Consider the following 20,327-nt stretch of genomic DNA (forward strand, 5'->3'; position numbering starts at 1 on the left):
GTGCTCACCGCCGAGCGTAGCGCCGCCGCAGCGCCGCGCCAGCCGGGCACCAACGCCCGCCCGTCGCTGCTGCCCAGCGTCGCGTCGGTCGTCGCGGTTGCCTCGGGCAAGGGCGGGGTTGGGAAATCGACCACTGCTGCCAATCTCGCCGTAGCGCTGGCGCAATCGGGCTTGAAGGTCGGGCTGCTCGATGCCGATATCTTCGGCCCCTCCGCGCCGCGCATGATGGGCCTCACCGCCCGGCCCGAGTTGAATGCGGAGAAGAAGCTCATCCCGCTGCAAGCGCACGGGGTTGCGGTCATGTCCATCGGCTTCCTGGTCGCCGAGGATAATGCGATGATCTGGCGCGGGCCGATGGTGATGGGCGCGCTCGAACAATTGATGCGCGACGTTGCCTGGGGACCGCTCGATGTGATGATTATCGACATGCCCCCCGGCACCGGCGATGCGCAACTGACCATCGCCCAGCGCGTGCCTTTGGCGGGCGCGGTCATCGTCTCGACGCCGCAAGATATTGCCCTGCTGGACGCCCGGCGCGGCATCGCTATGTTCCGCCGCGTGGAGGTGCCCATTCTCGGCATCGTCGAGAATATGAGCTACTTCCTCTGCTCCAACTGCGGCCACCGCGCCGATATTTTCAGCCACGGCGGCGCGCATAAGGAAGCCGACACGCTGGGCGTGCCCTTCCTCGCCGAAATCCCGCTGGAGCCTGCGATTCGCGAAGCGTCCGATGGCGGCACGCCCCTGGTGGTGAGTGCGCCGGACAGCCGCAGCGCCGCGCTCTATCGTGGTCTGGCCGAAAAAGGTCCGCGCGCAGATTGGCGCAGCAGCCCGGCCAGCGCCGACGATCCGGGGGGTGTGATGACCAAGACGCGCAACAAATCACCAAAGCCGAACAATCTCAAACCTCGGCCCGTGCCCGACTTCGATAAATATACGGCAGAAGATAGCGCGATGAAGCCTCTTCTGCTGGAAAGATTGGCCCAGAGCGATCGAGCCATAGAGGTAAAGCTTGATGATCTCTGATCGCGATGGATGATTAGCACCCCCAAGAAAAAACCCCGCACCTTTTGCAAAGCGCGGGGTTTTCCAAGGATGAGCTACAGGCTGCTTACGCAACCGTCGCCTTCGGCTTACGCGGCACGACCTTTTCGGCGATACGCGCGGACTTGCCGCGACGGTCGCGCAGGTAATAGAGCTTCGCGCGGCGCACGGCCCCGCGACGCACCACTTCGATGCCCGCAAGACGCGGCGAGTAGAGCGGGAACACGCGCTCGACGCCTTCGCCGTAGGAAATTTTCCGCACGGTGAAGTTGGAGTTGATACCGGAGTTCTTACGGGCGATCACCACGCCTTCATAGGCCTGGATACGCTCGCGCGTGCCTTCGATAACCTTCACCTTCACCTTTACGGTATCGCCAGGAGCGAAAACCGGAATGGGATTGTCGGCGGTGAGCTTCGCAATCTGCTCTTGCTCAAGAGTCTGAATGATGTTCATTGCATCTTCCTTTGAGGATCGAGAGAAGCCATCGGCCTTGCAGCCGGGGCTTATCGAGAGCGGTACGGGGATTGCTCCCCTTACCGTGACGGCCCAAAATTACTTTCGGGCCGGGACTGAACGGGCCTCGAAGGCCCGCATCAGATCGGGTCGGCGGGCGCGGGTAATGGCCTCGGCTTGCGCCTGACGCCACCGCGCGATTTCCGCATGATTGCCCGAGAGCAGCACTGGGGGAACCTCCCGCCCGGCCCAATCGGCGGGGCGGGTATAGTGCGGATACTCAAGCAAGCCGTGCGAGAAACTTTCTTCCGCCGTCGTATCTTCATTGCCCATAACGCCGGGAAGCAGACGGATGCAGGCATCTAAGAGAACCAGCGCCGCAGGCTCGCCGCCCGACAGCACATAATCCCCCAGGCTAACCTCTTCCATCGCCCAGGCATCCAGAACCCGCTGATCGACGCCTTCATAGCGTCCGCACAACAGGATCGGACCAGGGCCTTCCGCCAGCGCGATCACCCGCGCTTGCGTTAACGGGGTTCCGCGCGGCGACAGGTACAGGATCGGGCGATGTGAGCCTTCCGTGACCACCGAGCGCAGGGCGCTGTCGATCACATCGGGCCGCATCACCAAACCTGCGCCGCCGCCGAAGGGCGAATCATCGACGCTGGCGTGCCGGTCAGTCGCGAATTCGCGGATCTGGATCGTTTCGATCCGAACCCGCTCCGCCGCGAGCGCCTTGCCCGCCAGAGAATGCCCCAGCGAACCCGGAAACATTTCGGGGAACAGCGTTAAAACCGTCGCGGTCCAAGGCCCCGCAGCACTCATGCCGCTTCGCCCGGATCCGCATCAGCTTCGTCGTCCCCGCCGCGTCCCGGCTCGCCCATCACTTCTTCAGGCAGGCGCACGGTCAGGCGGCGTTCGGCAATCGAGATCACCGGCACTACCGCCTTGGTGAAGGGCAGATACAGGCCGCCCTTCGGACCATTGACCACTTCCAGCACGTCCCCCGCACCGAAATCATGGATTGCCCGCACTTGACCCAAACGGTCGCCCGCTTCGGTCACGCACTGACAGCCGATGAGATCGGCATGGTAGAAATCGTCTTCGTCACCGAGGTCGGGCAGAACCGCCCGATCCACGTAGAGCCGACGACCGTTGAGCGCTTGCGCCGCGTTGCGATCCTCAACCCCGGCGACGCGCACGACCAAAACATCGCCTTTGCTGCCTTTGGGCGCTTGCCCTCCCGGCGCGAGACGAAATTCCTGGCCCTGCTCGTCGCGCAAGGGCTGATAGCGCAACACGTCTTTCGGCGCGCCGGTATAGCTGTGAAACCGCACCAAACCGCGCACCCCATGCGCCCCGGCAAACTGGCCGACGCACAAAAGGTTTGACGGATTGGACGCTTGCACCATTCCCCGCGCGCCTTAGTCGAAATTACTCAGCCGCAGCGGCAGCAGCAGCGGCCTTTTCGGCGGCGGCGGCAGCGGCCTTAGCGCGTTCCTGGGCCTTCTTCTTCGGGGCCGACTTCGTCGGCGTGTCGCGGTAGACCGGGGCTTCGATCAGACCAGCTTTACCGAGGAAACGGGCCACGCGGTCCGTCGGCTGTGCGCCAACCGAGAGCCAATGCTTAATGCGCTCTTGGTCGAGGTGCAGACGATCCGGATGATCTTGGGCGACCATCGGGTTGTAAGCGCCAACCTTTTCGATGAAACGGCCATCGCGCGGCGAGGTCGCTTCGGCGATTACGATGCGATAGTACGGACGCTTCTTGGCACCACCACGGGTCAGACGAATCTTAAGCGACATTGAGTAACTTCCTTACAGGTCTAAAAACAACACACGAGGGGTTTCCGCCACAGGGCGCGCACCCGGTTCAGAGGGGCTAAGCTGACGCTTTCATCGCGGAAAGCCGCCTTTGCCCATCATATTTTGAAGCTGCGGCATCATGCGGCTGAGCTTGCCCGATTTGCCCATCGCCTGAACCTGCTTCATCATCTTCTGCATATCGCCGAACTGCTTCATCAGCCGGTTGACGTCGGCGACGCTGGTGCCGGAACCATTGGCGATGCGCACGCGGCGTTTCGCGTTCAGCACTTTCGGGTCGCGCCGTTCGGCTTTGGTCATCGAGAGAATGATCGCTTCCTGGCGCTTCAGCATGCCATCGTCGATCTTGGCTTCGGACATCTGCTTCTTGATCTTACCGATACCCGGCAACATGCCCATCAAGCCGCCCATGCCGCCCATTTTTTGAGTTGGCGCAGTTGCGAGAGGAAATCGTCGAGGTCGAACGTCCCCTTCTGCATTTTGGCGGCGAGCTTTTCGGCCTCTTCCTGGTCGATGGTCGCCACGGCCTTTTCGACCAGGCTGACGACATCGCCCATGCCCAAGATGCGCCCGGCGATCCGGTCCGGGTGGAAATCTTCCAGCGCATCCATTTTTTCGCCGGTGCCGAGCAGCTTGATCGGCTTGCCGGTGACGGAACGCATGGCAAGCGCCGCCCCGCCGCGCGCGTCGCCGTCGATACGGGTCAGCACGATCCCCGACAGGCCAACGCGCTCGTTGAAGATGCGCGCGGTATTCACCGCGTCCTGGCCGGTCATGGCGTCGGCCACCAGCAGGGTTTCCGCCGGCTGCGTCGCGTCGCGCACGGCTTCGACTTCGAGCATCAACGCGTCGTCGATGGACAGGCGGCCCGCCGTATCCAGCATCAGCACGTCATAGCCTTCGGTTTTCGCCATCACCAGCGCGCGTTTGGCGATCTCGACCGGCTGTTGCCCGGCGACGATCGGCAAGGTTGCGACCGAAACTTGCCGCCCCAGCACCGCCAATTGCTCCTGCGCCGCCGGGCGGGCGACGTCGAGCGAGGCCATCAGCACCTTCTTGCGGTCGCGCTCGGCGAGGCGTTTGGCGATTTTCGCCGTGCTGGTGGTCTTGCCGGAGCCTTGCAGCCCCACCATCATCACAACCACGGGGGCGGCGGCCACCAGATCGAGGGTTTGAACCGTACCGCCGAGCAGCTCGACCAAGTGATCGTGAACGATCTTGACGACCATCTGACCGGGGGTGATCGATTTGACCACCTCCGCCCCAATCGCGCGTTCCTTGACCGAATTGATGAAATCTTTGACGACGGGCAGCGCCACATCGGCTTCGAGCAGCGCAATGCGCACCTCGCGCAGGGCCTCGTTCACATCGGATTCCGAGAGGGCACCGCGCTTCTTAAGCCGGTCGAAAACCTCCCCTAACCGATTGCTGAGCCCTTCGAACATGCGCGCGCCGTACCCGTTCCCACAAAACAAAAAGCGCCGGTGCGCGACACTCGCGGACCGGCGAGGATCTTCCCCTGGGGAAAACCCTTCGATAAGGTGGCAGCACATAGCGCTTTTGAGGCGCTGAGTCAAACAGACTCAGCGTGCACCGCTTGGGAGTTTGTGTGGCTACCCCAATCCCCCCGCCGAACGCCGCTTCGGCCCTACCCGCCGCCTCCGACGATCAACAGGAGCTGTTTACCGCGCTGCTCGACGGCAGCAATCAGGCGATCCTGATTCATGATCGGCTGGAGCCGCTCTACGCCAACCGCAGGTTTGCCCGACTGCTCGGTTTCGAGAGCCCGGAGGAGGTAATCGCGCTTGGCTGGCTGGACGATCTCATCCCCATTCAACGCTTGGTCCGCGCCTTCGTAATCTGGAGCCGCGTTCTGGAAAGCGGCCAGGCCGTGAGCTTAACCGAAGTGCGCGGCTTCAGTCGGCAGGGCGTGGAGTTCTACGTCGATATCCATACCCGCCCGATCCAATGGCAGGGCCGCACGGTTATTTTCTCAAGCCTCTATGATGTGACCGCGCGCGCGCGGGTGAAGCGGGAGTTGGAAGGCAATTATCTGCGCTACCGCCAGTTGGCCGAATCGGCCCACGATGTCTTCTGGGATATGAGCGCCGATGGCCGCCTGACCCAGGTGGAAGGCGGCGACGATCTCGGCCATGCCTTCAGCCTGTGTTTGGGCGACCGCTGGATCGACCATATCCCCCTGGAAGCCCGCGACGATGCGACCGTCACCGCCATCGAAGCCGCCCTTGCCGCCGGACGCGCCTTTCGCAGCGAAACCATTCCCTTCGATCTGGGGCCGCTCGGGCGGCGGCTGATCGAGATGAACGGCGTTCCCGTGCGCGACGAGGCCGAGCGGCTCATCGGGTTTCGCGGCACATTCCGAGACGAAACCGGGGCCGAGCAAGCCCGGCGCGAGGGTGAATTACAGCGCAATCTTGCCGCCTTAGGCCGCGTTTCGGGGGGCGTTGCCCATGAGATCAACAATCTCCTGCAACCGATTCTGACCTACTCCCGCCTCGCTGCCGACCGCGCGACCAATAACCGGGACCGGGAGGCGATGCAAACCATCCTCGCCAGCGCCCGCCAAGCCCGCGATATCGTGCGCACCGTTTTGGAATTCGCCCGCCCCCGCAGCCTCGGCGGGCTCGCGACGATCCCCGACCCCATCGAGGTGATCGACCGGGAAATTCGTATTCTCGCGGCGCAAGCCCCCGAGATCCGCCTAACCGTTTCCCATACGCCCGACAGCAACCGGGCGATTTTCGGCGGCCCTGGCGAGCTAGGGCAGGTCGTCGCCAATCTGTTGAAGAATGCCTTCGAGGCAATGGACGGGCCCGGCACCGTCACTGTCACCACTGCCGCCCATGCCGATGGCAAGGCGCTGGAGTTGTGCATCGCCGATACCGGGCCGGGCATGACCGAAACCGTGCGCGCCCGCGTGTTCGAGCCTTTCTTTACCACGAAGGAATTCGGCAAAGGCACGGGCCTTGGCCTCTCCATCGTCTATGGCGTCGTGCGGCGCTGGGGCGGCACGATCCAATGCGTTAGTTTTCCGGGAAGCGGCACGCGCTTTACGCTGATCTTGCCCTATGTCACAGCTCTCAGCCCGCCAGAGGGGGAAAAGCCGCCCGCTTAGCCTTTCCCAATGCGGCAGAATCATCTTAGAGTGGGATTGTATCTCGACTAACAATTAGGCTTGCGTCCCATGACCGAGACTCCCGTTTCGCTTTCTATCCTGATTGTTGAAGATGTGGCCGCCGTGCGGGAAGCGATTGCGCTGATCCTGCTGGACGCCGGGCATCGGATTGAACGCGCGGAAAATGGCGAACAGGCCGAAGCCTTCCTGCGCGACCCTCAGTATAATTTCGATGTCGTCGTCACAGATTTATGGATGCCGGGCGTCGATGGGCTGCAACTGCTCGCCCGCTGGCGCAGTGCCCGGCCCAATACCCGCTTCGTCGTCGTCTCGGGCGGCTCGCGCAGTATGCCGCTGGAGGTTTCGACCGCCGCCGCCGAAGCGCGCGGGGCCGATGCGGTGGTGTTCAAACCCTTCGAGCCGGAAGAGCTTTTGGCGGCGCTTACTCTACCGGGGCCGACCGGTTAACCCTGGGATAGAAGCCGATCACGCCTTCCCGATGCGGGGCCGTATCCGACGGCAGCGGCTCGCTCGCCAGCGGCACCGGATGAATGCCGGGCCGAACGCGTTCGGCCTCCGTCGCCGCGCCCACCACCGGAAGCGCCTCGTCTTCGGCAGTCGCCGCAACGCCGCGCGCCGGTAAGCGCCGCAAAACACCCTCCGCCGCTTCGATCAGCGTGATGCGTAACGTCGGATCGAGCAGGGCAATCGCGCGGCCGATCTCGGCCAAGGGATCATCGGCAATGCGCTGGCGGCCCTTCGGCGTCAAATCGATGCGCAGCACCTTCCCCCGCCCCGGCATTTTATTGCTGGTGACATAGCCCTTGCCGATCAGCGCTTTCACCGTCTGCCAGGAGGTGCCGAGCGAGGCCCCGACGAAGGCGGCAAACGCCGCAACCGTCCGCGCTTCGGCCCCGGCGCGGGAAAAATAGCGTAAAGCCGACCATTGCGCCGGATGCAGGCCCGTCGCCCAGGCTGCCGCATCGGCGCGTCGCCCGATTTGATCGAGAAGCGCCGCAATCGCCATGCTCTGCCGATCAGGCGGCGGTTCTGCCGTTCCTGCTGTTCCAGTCGCCCCGGAGGGGAGCGGAGTGGACTCCATGCGCCGCACCCTTTGTCGTTCCTGTTGGTTTCAGCCCCGATAGGCAGAGCGGAAACACTGCCATTCGATGTGCATTATCAACAAGAGTTACGCGGACTGTCGAGAGAATTGCAGCAACGCGCTCTCTGGTACGCTCATTGCTGCTCTGCGGGTGGCTATCGGCTGCCCAATCTCACGGCGTTTCCGAGAATCCCTTAAAGAAGACCCGCCGTTTTCAGGCGTTGTGAGGCTTCCGCCGCGCGGGCTTCGCGCAAGCCTTGTTCCAGCTTCGCCGCAACCGCGTCGTCGTCGGTCGGGCGCGTGCGCGCATCGGCGGCGGTCACGCGGCCATCGCCGTCACTGTCCTTGCTCGTGAGCGCATCGCCCATGCCTTCGGTGGTTTCGAGCGCCGCCATCGTCAGCATCGTAAGGAAACTGGCATTCGACAGGCCGGTCGGCAGCGAGGCAACCGTTTCACTCTCGGCCGATGGCGCGTGCGGCAGAAAACGCACATATTCCTGTCGCGGCCCCTGCATCATGCTCGGCGCGGGCTTATTGGCGCGCGGACCGGCAACGGCAGCGCCGCCCTCTTCCAGCGCGGCAAAGCTCTCGGCCTTTTTCTCGATCGACCGGCTGAACATGCGGAACACTTCGCCGACCGTGCGCGGGCGACCCGATTCCTTATCGTAGAACACGCCGCGATTGGAGGCCGCCGCATCGGGCATTAATTTCGCCGCCGGTAGATCGGCATTGCGATCCACCGCCGCCAGAAACTTCGTCGCCCCCTGCGCGCCTAAGAAATGCGCCAGGTACATTTCCGCGCCGCCGACCGAGCGGTTCAGGTTGCGCTCCAGCGTTTCCTTATTGCCCAGCGCAAATTCCGCACCGATGACGGCGGCAACCTTGGCGTCTTTGCGCAGATTGAGAATCTCTTGCTTCAGCTTGGGATCGCGGACGCTGTACCCGCCCTTGCCATTTGCTTCGATGGCATTGGAATATTGGCCAAGCCCATGCTTGCCGCCATGTTCCTTGACCATCTGCATCCAGGTGGAATCGAGGAACTGATACAGGCCGGTCGCCGTGCTGGTCGAGGCCTTGGCGTCGGTATTGAAGCTGCTTTCCTGGGCGGCCTGGGCCATCAGATAGGAGAAATTCACCCCCGTCTTTTTGGCGGCCTGCCGGATGCCCGAGAGCACGTCGCCGTCGATCTTATAACCCGCGACCTGCTGCGCTTCAGCCCCGCGCTCCCCTTTGGAGCCCGCTGCCTTTTGCGCCAGTGCTTTTTGCCCGAGAGCGGAGTTGCCGACTGCCATTGGTCCTGTCCCTTTGCTAGCTTTGGCACTCTAGCAAAGATCACCGCCGCATTTCAGCCGGAATTATTTACCCAGCGGTATTACTCCGATCAGGGTTTCGCTGGGGTTTGACTGAGGCAACGGCTGCCGATGGGCAATCTCGCGCACCAATTTTGCTTTGATCGCCGCGCCAAAGCTGGTGAAGCCCTCGGCGACTTGCAGAAACGCCCCCGGCCCGCCGATCACCTCATCGCGAAAGAAGCCCGGCAAATCCGGCTCGATCCGCCCGAAGGTCGGCCGATTATTCACAATCGGCAGAGCGTTGAGGGTGATGCCTTTTTCTACCGCCATATCGCGGAACGGCGCAGGCGGGCCGCCCGAACTATTGCGCCCATCGCCGGAAATATCGATGACTTGCCGCAGACCTTCGTGCGGCGCGGCTTCAATCAGCGCAACCGACGCTGCAATCGCCGCGCCGACGCCAGTGCGCTCGCCGAAGGGGCGCGGTACGGTCCGCAGAATCTGCGCGATCCTTTGCGCCGGGGCGGCACCGTCGATCACCGTCCAGGGGATGATGACCGTCTGCAAATCGGCACCCGACCATTCCATATAGGCGACGGCAATCGCCCCCATCGGGCCGGAGCGAATGGCATTGAGAACACTCGTATCGGTGAGCGCCTGGGCATAGCCCTCGCGCTGGAGCGTGAATTCTTCCTCATCAATCGAGCGCGACACATCGACCGCCAGCACCAGCAGCAGATCGACCACCCGCGCTTGAGCGACCACAACGGGGCAGAGGAGCCCGCACAGCAGAACCATCAAAAACCGCCGCATGGATCACCTCCGACTGCAAGAGCCCCCGGTTCAGCCTGCGACGGCTTAATCACTAACGCAAGATATTCCGCACTGCTTATTGTTTTAAGAAAGGCGAGGGAAGCCCCTTGATCTTTCTCGCCGCTTGCTTCCAGGCTGAGGGCCGATATTTCGAGGTTGGGAGGCCCGCTTGCGCACCGTCTATTCGCCTCTGCACGCCCGCCACGATGGCGGCATGGAATTGCACCGGGGCGAACTCGTCCCCTGTTTCGAAATGCCGGTGCGGGTCGAGTATATTCTAGCGGCGGTGCTGGCGGCGGGCCTGCCGATTATGGCCCCGCGCGATTTTGGTTTGGCGCCGATTTTGCGCGTGCATGACGCCGATTTCATCGCCTTCCTGCAAACCGCCTTCGCACAGTGGAAAGCGGTCGGCAAAGACGGGTTCATGCTGCCCAGCGGGTTTGCCGCGCGCAGTATGCGCCAGGATCATATTCCGACGGGGATCAATGGCAAGCTCGGCTATTACGCCTATGACGCGGGCACGCCGATTGTCGAAGGGACCTGGGACGCCGCCTTCGCGGGCGCGCAATCGGCGCTGACCGCCGCAGCTTTGGTGGCGGAAGGCGCGCCCGCCGCCTATGCCCTCTGCCGCCCGCCGGGGCATCACGCCGGGTATGCGACTTACGGCGGCTACTGCTTCCTCAATAATGGCGCGATTGCCGCGCAGTTTTTGCGCGACCAGGGCCGGGCGCGCGTGGCGGTGCTCGATGTCGATTATCACCACGGCAATGGCACCCAGGATATTTTTTGGGAACGGGCGGATGTGCTGACCGTCTCGGTTCACGGCACGCCGGAGAGCGAATATCCCTTCTTCCGGGGCTATGCCGACGAGCGCGGCGCGGGCGCGGGCCTCGGCTTCAATCACAATTTCCCGCTGCCACGCGGCACGGCGTGGGATCAGTATCGGGCGACGCTGGAAGAGGCTATCGCCGCCGTCCGCGCCTTCGCACCCGAGGCTCTCGTCGTGTCTTTGGGCGTCGATACCTATGAGAACGACCCGATCAGCGCGTTCAAGCTGAAAGAAGCCCATTATCCGCTGATGGGCGCCGCGATTGCGGGCCTGGGGCTGCCGACGGTGTTCGTGCAGGAAGGCGGCTATGCGGTCGCGGAAATCGGGCGGAATGTGGCGGGGGTGTTGACGGGGTTTGAGGGGCATTAAAAGTGTTGGGGGCGTCCAGGGGAAGGGGAGTCAAACCCCCTTCGTTTCCCTGCTTCGATTACCAAGCGCGGAAGAGAACCGCGGTCCGCCGCATCCCCCTGCCCCCAACTCAGATAAGATGACACCACCCACGCGATTTTGCAACCAAAATTTCCCTCTTAATGTCGTGACATGACGACATTTTGTCATCCTGTCCGCACGAAAAAAGCTTAACACCCCAGAATCATAGTTATAACTAATTGATATTTAATAGTTTTTTCAAACTTGACAATTATATTGTATTGAGATTATGTTGTATGGTTAGTTGTTTAACTGATTATAATATATTTTATTGGGGTGCCAAAATGTCAAACGATCAAGAAACCATATGGGGACCATACCTTTCCGAAGCGGGATTTACGATAATCCCACACCATTTGCTCTTCATTAACAGCCTAGTAACGGAAGAGATGCACCTCACCGCATCAGAGATTATGTTACTGATCACTCTAATATCATTTCAATGGAAGCCGAAAACGAAAGTCTTCCCAAGCATAAAAACACTCTCAAATCGCTCTGGAATTAGCGAAAGACAAATCCAGAGATTAATTTTAGGATTAGAAGAGAAAAAATATATCATTGTAAATAGAAGAACTTCAAATGTGAATATATTTGATTTATCACCATGCATTGAATTAGTAAAAAACTTGATAAAGGAGGAAAAAAATTACTTTAGAGACAATAATATGGATTCTAAAGATTTTAGAAATATGAAAAATATTGGGATTTTCTTAAGAAAGAATATCATGAAATAGTATATAATTTTATATAAAACATTATATGAACGGGCCGAAAATTGCGGCCCGTTCATATAAAAGGAAACCCTTACTGCCAACCGGCCTTCGCTTCGCACATCTTGCGCTCGGTGGGGTTTTCTTTTTCCCACTGGGTGATGCTCTTGGTTTCGTTTTCGCTCATCTGATCGTTCATACACACGCAGTAAGCATTCACGACGCTAGCAGCGGCCTTCGCGTCTTTTATTATCGACGAGGCACTGGGCGACCCACTTCTTGTCGGCGGCGGTTTGCGCAACGGCAACCGTGGAGGCGACAACCGACAGCAACGCTACCGAGAGCACAGCGAAAGTTTTCATGGCAGACCCCTTGGGAGTGTGAACGGCACTAAAAAAATAGACCAGCAGAGAATGCCCACAGACTTCATCTGTCCCTTTCGAGCCTTAGAAGCCGATAGAGCCTTCGTTTGGCCAAGCCGAGAGTGCCTGAGGTTCCGTTTTTCAGCAAGTTTGATTCAATTAACACTAGATGAAAATAGTTTAATAAAACCAAGCGCTTGATGCGCTCTGGCCGCTCAAACGAAAACGGCGCAGGTCCGCCCACCTGCGCCGCTCGCTCCTCCCCCAAACTTATTCTTATTTTTGGAGGCCGAGGCCGGTTGATCCGGTCTTTTCGTCTCCAAGGGGCATTTTATAGGACGGGGGAAGCTCCCCCGCCGGGTTCCAAGGTTGGCGAAAACTCGCCGGTCTCAGCCGGTTGGTCCGGCCTTGGTATCGGGAGCGGCTGTTCTTTGATGTGCGCCGCTGATGTCCCTATGAAGCACGCGATTCGGGGCGGCGGCAATAAGGACTTGCAAAGTTCCGGGAAACAGTGAAAATTCATACTTCTTTACACATTTCCATCACCATCATTGTAAAGAATTTTCATGGCCGCAACCATCACGCGCCTCGGCGGGAAACTCCGCCGTCTGCGCCAGTCGCAGAAACTCACTCAGGCCCAAATGGCGGAAGCCTTGGGCTTGTCGGCGAGCTATCTCAATCTGCTGGAGCATAATCAGCGCGCCGTAACCGTGCCAGTGCTGCTGAAACTGGCGCAGCGCTTCGGTATCGAAATCACCGATTTCACCGCCGACGACGATGGCCGCCTCGTCAACGATCTGATGGAGGTCTTCGCCGACCCGCTGTTCGACGGGCACGACCTGAAAACCGCCGATGTCGACGAGCTGGTTGGCGCGGCACCGACCTTGGGCAAAGCCGTGCTGACCCTCTATCAAGCCTTTCGCGCCGGTGGCAGCGCTACCGCCGCGCCGGGGAGCGGTTTAGGGGAAGATGGCGAAGCTGCCATGCCGGTCGGCATGCCGTCCGAAGAGGTGACGGATTTCATCCAAGACCGCAAAAACTACTTCAAGGAACTCGAAGCCGCCGCCGACGATCTGTGGCAGCGGGGCGACCTCGCCCCGGAGGCGCTCTATACCGGCCTCGTGAAGCTGCTAAGCGAGGCCTATGCCGTCGATGTCGTGGTCGCGCCAGCGAACGGCCTCGGCGGGCTCTTGCGCCACTATGATCCACGCACGCGCAAGCTCACCCTGTCGGAACTGCTGCCGCGCACCAGCCGAACCTTTCAGCTCGCCCATCAGATCGCCCTCCTCGGCCAAAGGCCGCTGCTCGACCGGCTGGTCTCGGGCGGCAAATTCACGACGCAGGAGGCCGATACCCTCGCCCGCGTCGCCCTCGCGAATTATTTCGCCGCCGCCCTGGTGATGCCCTACGACCGTTTCCTCGCCGCCGCGCGCGAGACCCGCCACGACATCGAAACCCTCGAACGGCGCTTCGATACCAGCTTCGAGCAGGTCTGCCACCGGCTCACCAGCCTGCGCCGCCCCGGCAATCAGGGCGTGCCCTTCCACCTGCTGCGCGTCGATGGGGCGGGCAATATCTCGAAGCGCTTTTCCGCCTCAGGCATTTCCATCGCCCGCTTCGGCGGCGCCTGCCCGCGCTGGAACGTCTATGACGCTTTCTCCACGCCTGGGCTGCTGCGCCGCCAAGTCAGCCGCATGCCGGAAGGGGGCAGCTTCTTTTGCATCGCCCGCACCGTCGATGGCATCGGGCGCTCGACCTTGCGGGGCAATAATGCGCGCGGCGGCGGGCGGCACGCCATCGGCCTCGGCTGTGCCGTGACCTACGCCCGCGAGGTGGTCTATGCCGATGGGCTCGATCTCGACGATCCGCAGCTTATCACCCCTATCGGCGTGTCTTGCCGCGTCTGCCCGCGCAAGGATTGCGCCGACCGCGCGCATCCTTCCTTGCATCACGCCCTCAGTCTGGACGAAAATCGCCGGACCCTGGCTACCTACATGTCCCCGGAAAGCTGATACGCGCGCTCATGGCCCTCAAACGCCCCGATTTCCGCATGAAGATCGCCACGGCCATTCGGCAGGCCGATACGCGCTATTTCTTCGAGGATTACACCAAACAGGCCGAAGCCGTGCTGCGCATGCTGGCCCAGGAAGGCTATGTGCTGGTGCCGGGCAAACCGTCCGAAGAGATCATCGAATACGCTAAGGATAATCTGCCCTACGGTCGCCAACGCCCGGAAGATATGCTGCGCTCGCTCTATGGCGTGTTCATGGATGCCGGGCGCGGCGCGGCTTTCAAACGCAAACCACCGCCCGACGAGGCCGAAACGCCCTAGACCACCACGCTATTTCCAGGAGTGTTTCGGAAAGACCCTTTCCCGCCCGGCTGCGATTGGTTAGTCTCACTTCATATAGTCAACCTTGAAGCGGTGCATAAAAAGCCGCCGAAATTGGCCTCGGTCCATCGTGCATCGGCGATGAGGAGGGGGAGGATATGAGCGCGGGGCGCAAGTCGGAGGACTTGATGGAGCATGGACAGTCGCAGGCCGTGAGTGGCCGCGTTTTCTCGATCGTGATCGTAGATGACGCGCGACCCAGCACCCTGCTGCTCAAAGCTGCCCTGGGCGAATCGCCGAACCTCTCCGTCGCGCTGTTTACCGACCCGCTCGAAGCGATTGCCTGGGTCGAAACCCACCGGCCCGATCTGGTCATTACCGATTACGTGATGCCCGATATGGATGGCATTGCCCTTGCCCGCCGCATCCGTGCCCTGCCCCACGGCAGCGCCGTGCCGATCATCATGGCGACCGCCCGTAACGAGGCTGCCGTGCGCACGCTGGCCTTGAGCGCCGGGATCAACGAGTTCCTCGGTAAGCCGGTCGATGGGACCGAGCTGCGCGCCCGCGTGCAAAATATGCTGCACCTGCGCGAGCAGCATGTGCAGCTTCAAGAAGCCAATAACCGCCTGCAAGCGCTGAATAAAATGTTGGCGCTCGAAATCGAGCAGCGCAAGATTCTGGAAGACGAGCTGCGCCGCTTGGCGACGCTGGATATGCTGACCGGCGCGCTGACCCGCCGCCGTTTTCTCGAACTCTTCGATCAGGAACTCGCGCGGCGCGCCCGTACCGCGACGCCGCTTTGCGTGCTGATGATCGATCTCGACCATTTCAAATCGATCAATGACCGTTTCGGCCACGGCACCGGCGATTTGGCCCTCTCGCATTTCTCCGCCGTGTGTAAATCCTGCCTACGCTCCACCGATCATTTGGGCCGGATGGGCGGGGAAGAGTTCGCCGCCCTCCTGCCCGAAACCAATATCGAAGACGCCCATGTGATCGCCGAACGGCTGCGCCGCAGCATCGCTGCCGCCAAGATCACCGTGGATGAGGGGCAAGATTTGGCCGTCACCGTCAGCATCGGTGTGGCCGAATGCTATGGCTATCAGCAGCCCGAAGCGATTCTGGCGGCGGCCGACCGCGCGCTCTATCAGGCTAAAAACAGCGGTCGCAACCGCGTTGTCCGCGCCGCGCCGCCCGGCACCTTTTAGCTTCACCTTTTAGCCGTATTTTATTAATCGGTTTTTAACGCAATCGAGTCGATAGTTGCGCCGACTCGATCCGAGTCCTTTTTTTCGTTGGAGCTCATAATGCTGAAGACGCTTCTGCTGAGCGGCGCGCTCGCCCTGTCGATGACCACCGCCGCCCTCGCCCAAACCGGGCTGATTGGGAGCTATAAGGTGACTGGCACGAATACGGACGGTTCGGTTTACGACGAAGGCTCGCTGACCATTTCCCAGGAGCCCTCGGGCGCGTATTTGGTTAAATGGGATGGCGGCGACTACATCGGCATCGGCCAGGTTTCGGGCAACATCTTCGCCGTGGCCTCGGTGGTCGATCAGCGCAACTCGATCATGCTCATGACGCTGAACCCCGACGGGAGTGCCAAGGGCCAATGGTGGCGGCGCAGCGATGCCGGCACCAAGGGCACGGAAGTTTGGACGAAGAAATAAGCAGATATAAGAAAGGCCCCGAAACCGGGGCCTTTCACTTTTTCTAGTTTTTCTTATCAATAAGAAAAGAGGGGTTCGGGGAGCTTGCTCCCCGAATGGGTACGGGCGATAGCCCGCTTGCAGTTTAATCCGGCCCAGTCTTGAGCGCCGCGAGGAACGCACTCTGCGGGATTTCGACTTTGCCGAACTGCCGCATGCGCTTTTTACCTTCCTTCTGCTTATCGAGCAGTTTTGCGCTTGCGCGAAATATCACCGCCGTAGCATTTGGACAGCACGTCCTTGCGCATCGCCCGCACGGTTTCGCGCGCGATGATGCGCCCGCCGATAGCGGCTTGAATGGCGATTTGGAACATTTGCTGCGGAATAAGATCCTTCAGCTTTTCGCACAAGGCCCGCCCGCGCCGGTCGGCCTGGCTGCGGTGAACGATGAGCGCCAGCGCATCCACCGGCTCGGCATTCACCAGAATATTCAGCAGCACCAAATCGCCGACCTCATAGCCGTCTAGGCTGTAATCGAAGCTGGCGTAGCCCCGGCTGACCGACTTCAGCCGGTCGTAAAAATCGAAGACGACTTCGTTGAGCGGCAGACGGTAAACCGCCATCGCGCGGTTGCCCGCATAGGTGAGGTCGATCTGAATGCCGCGCCGTTCCTGGCAGAGTGCCAGAATCGCGCCCAAATGCTCGTCGGGCACCATGATGGTGGCTTTGATCCAGGGTTCCTGAATCTCCTCGATGCGCACCACGTCCGGCATATCGGCGGGGTTATGCAGCTCCATTTCCTCACCATTGGTGAGGACGATCTTATAGACCACCGAGGGCGCCGTGGTAACGAGATCAAGGTTGAACTCGCGCTCCAACCGCTCCTGGATGATTTCGAGATGCAGCAGCCCCAAGAAGCCGCAACGGAAGCCGAAGCCCAGCGCCGCCGAGCTTTCGGCTTCGAACTGGAAGCTCGCGTCGTTCAAGCGCAGCTTCTGCAAGCTCTCGCGCAAATGCTCGAACTCGGCGGCGTCGGACGGGAACAGACCGCAGAAAACCACCGGCACCGAGGGCTTGAACCCGGCCAGGGCTTGCGCCGCCGGGCGCTTTTCTTCGGTAATCGTATCGCCGACCGCGCAATCGGCCACGGCCTTGATCCCGGCGGTAATGAAGCCAATTTCCCCCGGCCCCAACTCGCCCATCGTCACCGCTTTCGGCGTGAACGCCCCCACGCGGTCCACTTGATGCAGCGCGCCGGTGGACATCAGCTTAATCTTCGCGCCGGTTTTCAAAATGCCTTCGCGCACGCGCACGAGAATGACGACGCCGAGATAGGCATCGTACCAGCTATCGACCAGCAGGGCTTGCAGCGGGGCCGAAGCATCGCCCTTCGGCGGCGGCAGGCGCTTGACCAGGGCTTCGAGTACGTCGCCGATGCCGAGGCCGGTTTTAGCCGAAATCATCACGGCTTCGGACGCATCGATACCGATCACGTCTTCGATCTGGGTTTTGATCCGCTCCGGCTCGGCGGCGGGCAGATCGATCTTATTCAGCACCGGCACGATTTCATGGTGCGCGTCGAGGGCCTGATAGACGTTGGCGAGCGTTTGCGCTTCAACCCCCTGGCTAGCATCGACCACCAACAGCGAGCCTTCGCACGCGGCAAGCGACCGGCTGACTTCATAGGCGAAATCGACGTGGCCGGGCGTGTCCATCAGGTTCAGCGTATAGGTGATCCCATCCGACGCCTTATATTGAAGCCGCACGGTTTGGGCTTTAATGGTAATGCCGCGCTCGCGCTCGATATCCATCGAATCGAGCACCTGTTCCTTCATCTCGCGGTCGGTGAGGCCACCGCAAGCTTGGATCAGCCGATCCGCCAGGGTGGATTTCCCGTGATCGATATGTGCGATGATGGAAAAGTTGCGGATCAATTCTAACGCGGTCATTCTCTCAGCCTCTAGATACTTGGGCCGCACCATACTGACCTAAGGTCCTGCCCGCAACCGAATGCGCAGCCCTTAGGCGGCCTCGGCGCGCGGGGCGCTCTGCAAAAAGCTGATCCCGATTCCGCAACAGGCCAGCGCCGCGAAACTCGCTAGGGTCCGCATCAGGTTCCAAAAGCGCCACGGCTCGGCATAGGCCGCCCAAATCCGCGCCGCCTCGGCGGGATCGGTGGGCACGGCCAGAAGCGCCAATGCCGCATTCATCGGCACATTGATCCGGATGGTGAGCAGCAAACCGCCGAGACCGTAAACGAGGGCGGCGGCAACAAACCAGCGCCCCATCACCGAGCGACCTTGACGATACGCCGCCCACGCGGTCAACAGCGCGACGACGGGCGGGCCAAAGAAGGCCGGGGCGAAATAGACGTTTCGCACCGTCGCATTGATCCCCTGCATCGCCCGTATCGCCGTACCGGCATCGACCGCAGCCAAGCCAACCATCACCGAGCAGGCATAGGCGTAAAAAAAGCCGGCAATCGCCCCCATCAGCAGGAGAGACGTAAGGGAGAGCCCCCAGAGCAGCGGGGTTGGACGGGCAGCAATCATCGAAGCCTCCTCGACAGGAATGTTGCGTACTGATCGGTACGCCCCTTATCTGTACCCCGGAGTACGCCCCTTGAAAAGCCCCGCGATGCCCCCTGCCGATCCCAACCGCCGCAGCCAAATTCTCGCGATCGCCGCCGATTTAGTGCGTGAGGGGGGCCTCGCGGCCCTAACGACGGTCGCCCTTGCCCGCGCGGCCAAATGCTCTAAGGAAACGCTCTATACGCTGTTCGACGACCGCGAAGCGCTCATCGCTGCGATGATCGAACAGCAGGCCGCAGGCTTGACCGACGCGCTGACGGCCGACCTCGGCCCTGGTCACGCCGAAGCGCAGTTGGTGATTGTCGGTGAACGGCTTCTCGATCTTTTAACCTCGGAAACCGGCCTCGCCCTCAACCGCGCCGCCTTGTCCGACCCGTCGGGCCGCTGGAGCGCGCTGCTACTGGCGCATGGGCGCAACCGCTCCGCCCCGTTGATTCTCGATGTCTTGGCGCGGTGGCGCGACGGGGGCGGCATTGCCTTCACCGATCCGCGCCCGGTTTATCGGGCGTTTTTATGGGCTCCTGATCGGCGACAGCCAAATCGCCGCCCTGCACCGCGACCCCGCCGCCCGCCCCACCGCCGACGCACGACGGCAACGGGCGGAAGCCGCTGTGGCGGGGGTAAAGCGGCTGTTTTCTTAGCGACTGAAGCGCGCCACCAGTTCCACATGGGGCGACCAGCGGAATTGATCGACCGGCTGCACCCAATCGAGCCGATAACCGCCCTCAATCAACATCGCCGCATCGCGGGCGAAGGTATCGGGATTGCAGGAGACGGCGGCGATTAGCGGCACGCGGGAGGCGGCGAGTTCGGCGGTTTGGGCTTTGGCCCCGGCGCGCGGCGGATCGATGACCGCTGCCGCAACTCCCTCCAATTCGGAGGCCAACATCGGGCGGCGCTCCAAATCCCGTTGCAGAATCGTCACCGGAAGCTGCGCCTGCCGGGCCGCGCGGTCGAGGGCAGTGAGCGGATCGGCCAACCCTTCCACCGCCGTTACCCGGTGCCCTTGGGCCGCGAGCGGCAGGGTAAAGGTGCCGAGCCCGGCGAAAAGATCCATCATCAGCGCGCGCGGCGGTACGCCCTCTAAGGCGGCGCGAACCCCGGCGATCAGCGCCGCTTCCCCTTCGGCGGTCGCCTGGAGAAACGCTCCCGGCGGCAGAATGGCGCGGGCGGTGCCGAACATCAGCCACGGCGCGCGGCGTTCGGCCAGAATTTCGACCGGGCTTTGCCGCATCCTTCGACCAGGCGAGCCGCGCCAGATCGAGCCGATTGGCAACCTCGGCCAAGGCTTCCCGCCCGGCGAGATCGGGTTTTTCGAGCCCGACCAGTACCAGATCGAGCCCCGCGCCGGTTTCGGTGAGGAGAACATCAAGCATCCCGCCGGGGGGCATGAGCTGCGCCAGCGCCTCGCGCACGGCCGGAAGCGCCGCAACCAGCGCCGGGCGCAGAATTGGGCAAGCGTCGAGCGGCAGAATCGTCGCCGAAGCGGCTTCATGAAAGCCGAGGATCACCCCTTGCGCGGTACGGCGGGCGGAAAAGCTGGCGCGGCGGCGGCTTTCGGGCGGGCTCATCAGCAGCGGGCGCAGCGGCACCGAATCGAAGTCCTGACGCTGGAGCGCGCGGCGGATGCGGTCGGTCTTCAACTCTGCCTGCGCCGCTTCGCTCAGGTGATGCAGGCTACAGCCGCCGCAACGTCCGAAGAGGGTGCAGATCGACGGCACGCGGTCGGGGCTCGCCCCTGCCGTCACCGTTTCGAC

The 20,327-nt window shown here is 61.7% G+C and carries 20 protein-coding genes and 3 pseudogenes; 11 read left to right on the forward strand and 12 right to left on the reverse strand.

Annotated elements, in window-relative coordinates:
- Window positions 1–1,026, forward strand: a 1,026-nt coding sequence (locus VZ95_RS01810) for an Mrp/NBP35 family ATP-binding protein (protein WP_156994940.1), incomplete at its 5' end; no start/stop codon positions are given.
- Between the two features lie 85 nt (window positions 1,027–1,111).
- Here VZ95_RS01810 and rplS read toward each other — a convergent pair.
- The 5 genes and pseudogenes from rplS to ffh form a co-directional block, all read right to left on the reverse strand.
- A complete protein-coding gene (rplS, locus tag VZ95_RS01815; RefSeq protein WP_045774357.1) occupies window positions 1,112–1,498 on the reverse strand; it encodes a 50S ribosomal protein L19 in 387 nt (128 codons plus the stop codon).
- 99 nt (window positions 1,499–1,597) lie between these two features.
- Complete coding sequence (gene trmD, locus VZ95_RS01820; RefSeq protein ID WP_045774358.1) at window positions 1,598–2,323, reverse strand: tRNA (guanosine(37)-N1)-methyltransferase TrmD; 726 nt, start codon at window positions 2,321–2,323, stop codon at window positions 1,598–1,600.
- Window positions 2,320–2,910, reverse strand: a complete 591-nt coding sequence (gene rimM, locus VZ95_RS01825) for a ribosome maturation factor RimM (protein ID WP_045774359.1) — start codon at window positions 2,908–2,910, stop codon at window positions 2,320–2,322. Before rimM ends, trmD begins: the two co-directional genes overlap by 4 nt.
- A 22-nt stretch (window positions 2,911–2,932) precedes the next feature.
- Window positions 2,933–3,304 carry a 30S ribosomal protein S16 gene (rpsP, locus tag VZ95_RS01830; protein ID WP_045774360.1) on the reverse strand — a complete coding sequence of 124 codons (372 nt, stop codon included), beginning with the start codon at window positions 3,302–3,304 and terminating at the stop codon, window positions 2,933–2,935.
- A 90-nt stretch (window positions 3,305–3,394) separates the two neighbouring features.
- Window positions 3,395–4,767: pseudogene (gene ffh / locus VZ95_RS01835) on the reverse strand (signal recognition particle protein).
- Between the two features lie 164 nt (window positions 4,768–4,931).
- Between ffh and VZ95_RS21345 the strand changes: the two are divergent.
- Window positions 4,932–6,458, forward strand: a complete 1,527-nt coding sequence (locus tag VZ95_RS21345; protein ID WP_052711395.1) for a PAS domain-containing sensor histidine kinase — start codon at window positions 4,932–4,934, stop codon at window positions 6,456–6,458.
- A 69-nt stretch (window positions 6,459–6,527) separates the two neighbouring features.
- Complete coding sequence (locus tag VZ95_RS01845; RefSeq protein ID WP_045774361.1) at window positions 6,528–6,926, forward strand: response regulator; 399 nt, start codon at window positions 6,528–6,530, stop codon at window positions 6,924–6,926.
- Here VZ95_RS01845 and VZ95_RS21350 read toward each other — a convergent pair.
- The 3 genes from VZ95_RS21350 to VZ95_RS01860 all read right to left on the reverse strand — a co-directional run bounded on the left by VZ95_RS21350 (window position 6,901) and on the right by VZ95_RS01860 (window position 9,665).
- Window positions 6,901–7,560, reverse strand: coding sequence for a MarR family winged helix-turn-helix transcriptional regulator (locus tag VZ95_RS21350; protein WP_156994942.1), 660 nt, complete (start codon window positions 7,558–7,560; stop codon window positions 6,901–6,903). The two genes, VZ95_RS01845 and VZ95_RS21350, sit on opposite strands and share 26 nt — an antisense overlap.
- Before the next feature lie 194 nt (window positions 7,561–7,754).
- Complete coding sequence (locus VZ95_RS21355; protein ID WP_052711397.1) at window positions 7,755–8,852, reverse strand: transglycosylase SLT domain-containing protein; 1,098 nt, start codon at window positions 8,850–8,852, stop codon at window positions 7,755–7,757.
- 63 nt (window positions 8,853–8,915) lie between these two features.
- On the reverse strand, window positions 8,916–9,665 hold the full coding sequence (locus VZ95_RS01860) for a DUF1194 domain-containing protein (protein WP_052711398.1): 750 nt from the start codon (window positions 9,663–9,665) through the stop codon (window positions 8,916–8,918).
- A gap of 169 nt (window positions 9,666–9,834) precedes the next feature.
- Here VZ95_RS01860 and VZ95_RS01865 point away from each other — a divergent pair, with 169 nt between their 5' ends.
- Entirely contained in the window at window positions 9,835–10,863 is a 1,029-nt protein-coding gene (locus tag VZ95_RS01865) for a histone deacetylase family protein (protein WP_045774362.1), read from the forward strand.
- Window positions 10,864–11,207: 344 nt separating this feature from the next.
- Window positions 11,208–11,657 (forward strand): helix-turn-helix domain-containing protein, encoded by a 450-nt coding sequence (locus VZ95_RS22640; protein WP_198148027.1) that lies wholly within the window; start codon window positions 11,208–11,210, stop codon window positions 11,655–11,657.
- A 200-nt stretch (window positions 11,658–11,857) separates the two neighbouring features.
- Here the strand turns inward: VZ95_RS22640 and VZ95_RS26505 are convergent, their stop codons facing one another.
- Window positions 11,858–11,995 (reverse strand): hypothetical protein, encoded by a 138-nt coding sequence (locus tag VZ95_RS26505; RefSeq protein WP_232302438.1) that lies wholly within the window; start codon window positions 11,993–11,995, stop codon window positions 11,858–11,860.
- 566 nt (window positions 11,996–12,561) lie between these two features.
- On the opposite strand from VZ95_RS26505, the gene VZ95_RS01875 reads away from it, so the two are divergent.
- The 4 genes from VZ95_RS01875 to VZ95_RS21360 all read left to right on the forward strand — a co-directional run bounded on the left by VZ95_RS01875 (window position 12,562) and on the right by VZ95_RS21360 (window position 16,000).
- A complete protein-coding gene (locus VZ95_RS01875; RefSeq protein ID WP_045774363.1) occupies window positions 12,562–14,007 on the forward strand; it encodes a helix-turn-helix domain-containing protein in 1,446 nt (481 codons plus the stop codon).
- Window positions 14,008–14,018: 11 nt separating this feature from the next.
- The gene (locus VZ95_RS01880; protein WP_045774364.1) at window positions 14,019–14,327 is read left to right on the forward strand and encodes a hypothetical protein; all 309 of its coding nucleotides are present in this window, start codon (window positions 14,019–14,021) and stop codon (window positions 14,325–14,327) included.
- Between the two features lie 158 nt (window positions 14,328–14,485).
- On the forward strand, window positions 14,486–15,538 hold the full coding sequence (locus tag VZ95_RS01885) for a diguanylate cyclase (protein WP_045774365.1): 1,053 nt from the start codon (window positions 14,486–14,488) through the stop codon (window positions 15,536–15,538).
- Window positions 15,539–15,637: 99 nt separating this feature from the next.
- On the forward strand, window positions 15,638–16,000 hold the full coding sequence (locus tag VZ95_RS21360) for a hypothetical protein (RefSeq protein ID WP_052711399.1): 363 nt from the start codon (window positions 15,638–15,640) through the stop codon (window positions 15,998–16,000).
- A gap of 124 nt (window positions 16,001–16,124) precedes the next feature.
- On the opposite strand, the pseudogene lepA reads toward VZ95_RS21360, so the two are convergent.
- Window positions 16,125–17,928: pseudogene (lepA, locus tag VZ95_RS01895) on the reverse strand (translation elongation factor 4).
- Between the two features lie 72 nt (window positions 17,929–18,000).
- Window positions 18,001–18,531 carry an anthrone oxygenase family protein gene (locus tag VZ95_RS01900; RefSeq protein WP_045774366.1) on the reverse strand — a complete coding sequence of 177 codons (531 nt, stop codon included), beginning with the start codon at window positions 18,529–18,531 and terminating at the stop codon, window positions 18,001–18,003.
- Between the two features lie 85 nt (window positions 18,532–18,616).
- Between VZ95_RS01900 and VZ95_RS26510 the strand changes: the two are divergent.
- Window positions 18,617–18,778: pseudogene (locus tag VZ95_RS26510) on the forward strand (TetR/AcrR family transcriptional regulator); the annotation flags it as partial.
- A 429-nt stretch (window positions 18,779–19,207) separates the two neighbouring features.
- Here VZ95_RS26510 and VZ95_RS26515 read toward each other — a convergent pair.
- The gene (locus VZ95_RS26515) at window positions 19,208–19,939 is read right to left on the reverse strand and encodes a class I SAM-dependent RNA methyltransferase (RefSeq protein ID WP_232302439.1); all 732 of its coding nucleotides are present in this window, start codon (window positions 19,937–19,939) and stop codon (window positions 19,208–19,210) included.
- Between the two features lie 124 nt (window positions 19,940–20,063).
- Between VZ95_RS26515 and VZ95_RS26520 the strand changes: the two genes are divergently transcribed.
- On the forward strand, window positions 20,064–20,327 hold a 264-nt coding region (locus VZ95_RS26520), incomplete at its 3' end, for a hypothetical protein (RefSeq protein WP_156994946.1).

It is taken from the genome of Elstera litoralis, assembly GCF_000963705.1.
Taxonomy (GTDB): Bacteria; Pseudomonadota; Alphaproteobacteria; order Elsterales; family Elsteraceae; genus Elstera; species Elstera litoralis.

Excerpts from the sequence above, each read along its gene's own strand:
- rplS (WP_045774357.1), bottom strand. The coding sequence starts at position 1,498 with ATGAACATCATTCAGACTCTTGAGCAAGAGCAGATTGCGAAGCTCACC.
- trmD (WP_045774358.1), bottom strand. The coding sequence starts at position 2,323 with ATGAGTGCTGCGGGGCCTTGGACCGCGACGGTTTTAACGCTGTTCCCC.
- rimM (WP_045774359.1), bottom strand. The coding sequence starts at position 2,910 with ATGGTGCAAGCGTCCAATCCGTCAAACCTTTTGTGCGTCGGCCAGTTT.
- rpsP (WP_045774360.1), bottom strand. The coding sequence starts at position 3,304 with ATGTCGCTTAAGATTCGTCTGACCCGTGGTGGTGCCAAGAAGCGTCCG.
- VZ95_RS01845 (WP_045774361.1), top strand. The coding sequence starts at position 6,528 with ATGACCGAGACTCCCGTTTCGCTTTCTATCCTGATTGTTGAAGATGTG.
- VZ95_RS21350 (WP_156994942.1), bottom strand. The coding sequence starts at position 7,560 with ATGGAGTCCACTCCGCTCCCCTCCGGGGCGACTGGAACAGCAGGAACG.
- VZ95_RS21355 (WP_052711397.1), bottom strand. The coding sequence starts at position 8,852 with ATGGCAGTCGGCAACTCCGCTCTCGGGCAAAAAGCACTGGCGCAAAAG.
- VZ95_RS01860 (WP_052711398.1), bottom strand. The coding sequence starts at position 9,665 with ATGCGGCGGTTTTTGATGGTTCTGCTGTGCGGGCTCCTCTGCCCCGTT.
- VZ95_RS22640 (WP_198148027.1), top strand. The coding sequence starts at position 11,208 with ATGTCAAACGATCAAGAAACCATATGGGGACCATACCTTTCCGAAGCG.
- VZ95_RS26505 (WP_232302438.1), bottom strand. The coding sequence starts at position 11,995 with ATGAAAACTTTCGCTGTGCTCTCGGTAGCGTTGCTGTCGGTTGTCGCC.
- VZ95_RS01875 (WP_045774363.1), top strand. The coding sequence starts at position 12,562 with ATGGCCGCAACCATCACGCGCCTCGGCGGGAAACTCCGCCGTCTGCGC.
- VZ95_RS01880 (WP_045774364.1), top strand. The coding sequence starts at position 14,019 with ATGGCCCTCAAACGCCCCGATTTCCGCATGAAGATCGCCACGGCCATT.
- VZ95_RS01885 (WP_045774365.1), top strand. The coding sequence starts at position 14,486 with ATGAGCGCGGGGCGCAAGTCGGAGGACTTGATGGAGCATGGACAGTCG.
- VZ95_RS21360 (WP_052711399.1), top strand. The coding sequence starts at position 15,638 with ATGCTGAAGACGCTTCTGCTGAGCGGCGCGCTCGCCCTGTCGATGACC.
- VZ95_RS01900 (WP_045774366.1), bottom strand. The coding sequence starts at position 18,531 with ATGATTGCTGCCCGTCCAACCCCGCTGCTCTGGGGGCTCTCCCTTACG.
- VZ95_RS26515 (WP_232302439.1), bottom strand. The coding sequence starts at position 19,939 with ATGTTCTCCTCACCGAAACCGGCGCGGGGCTCGATCTGGTACTGGTCG.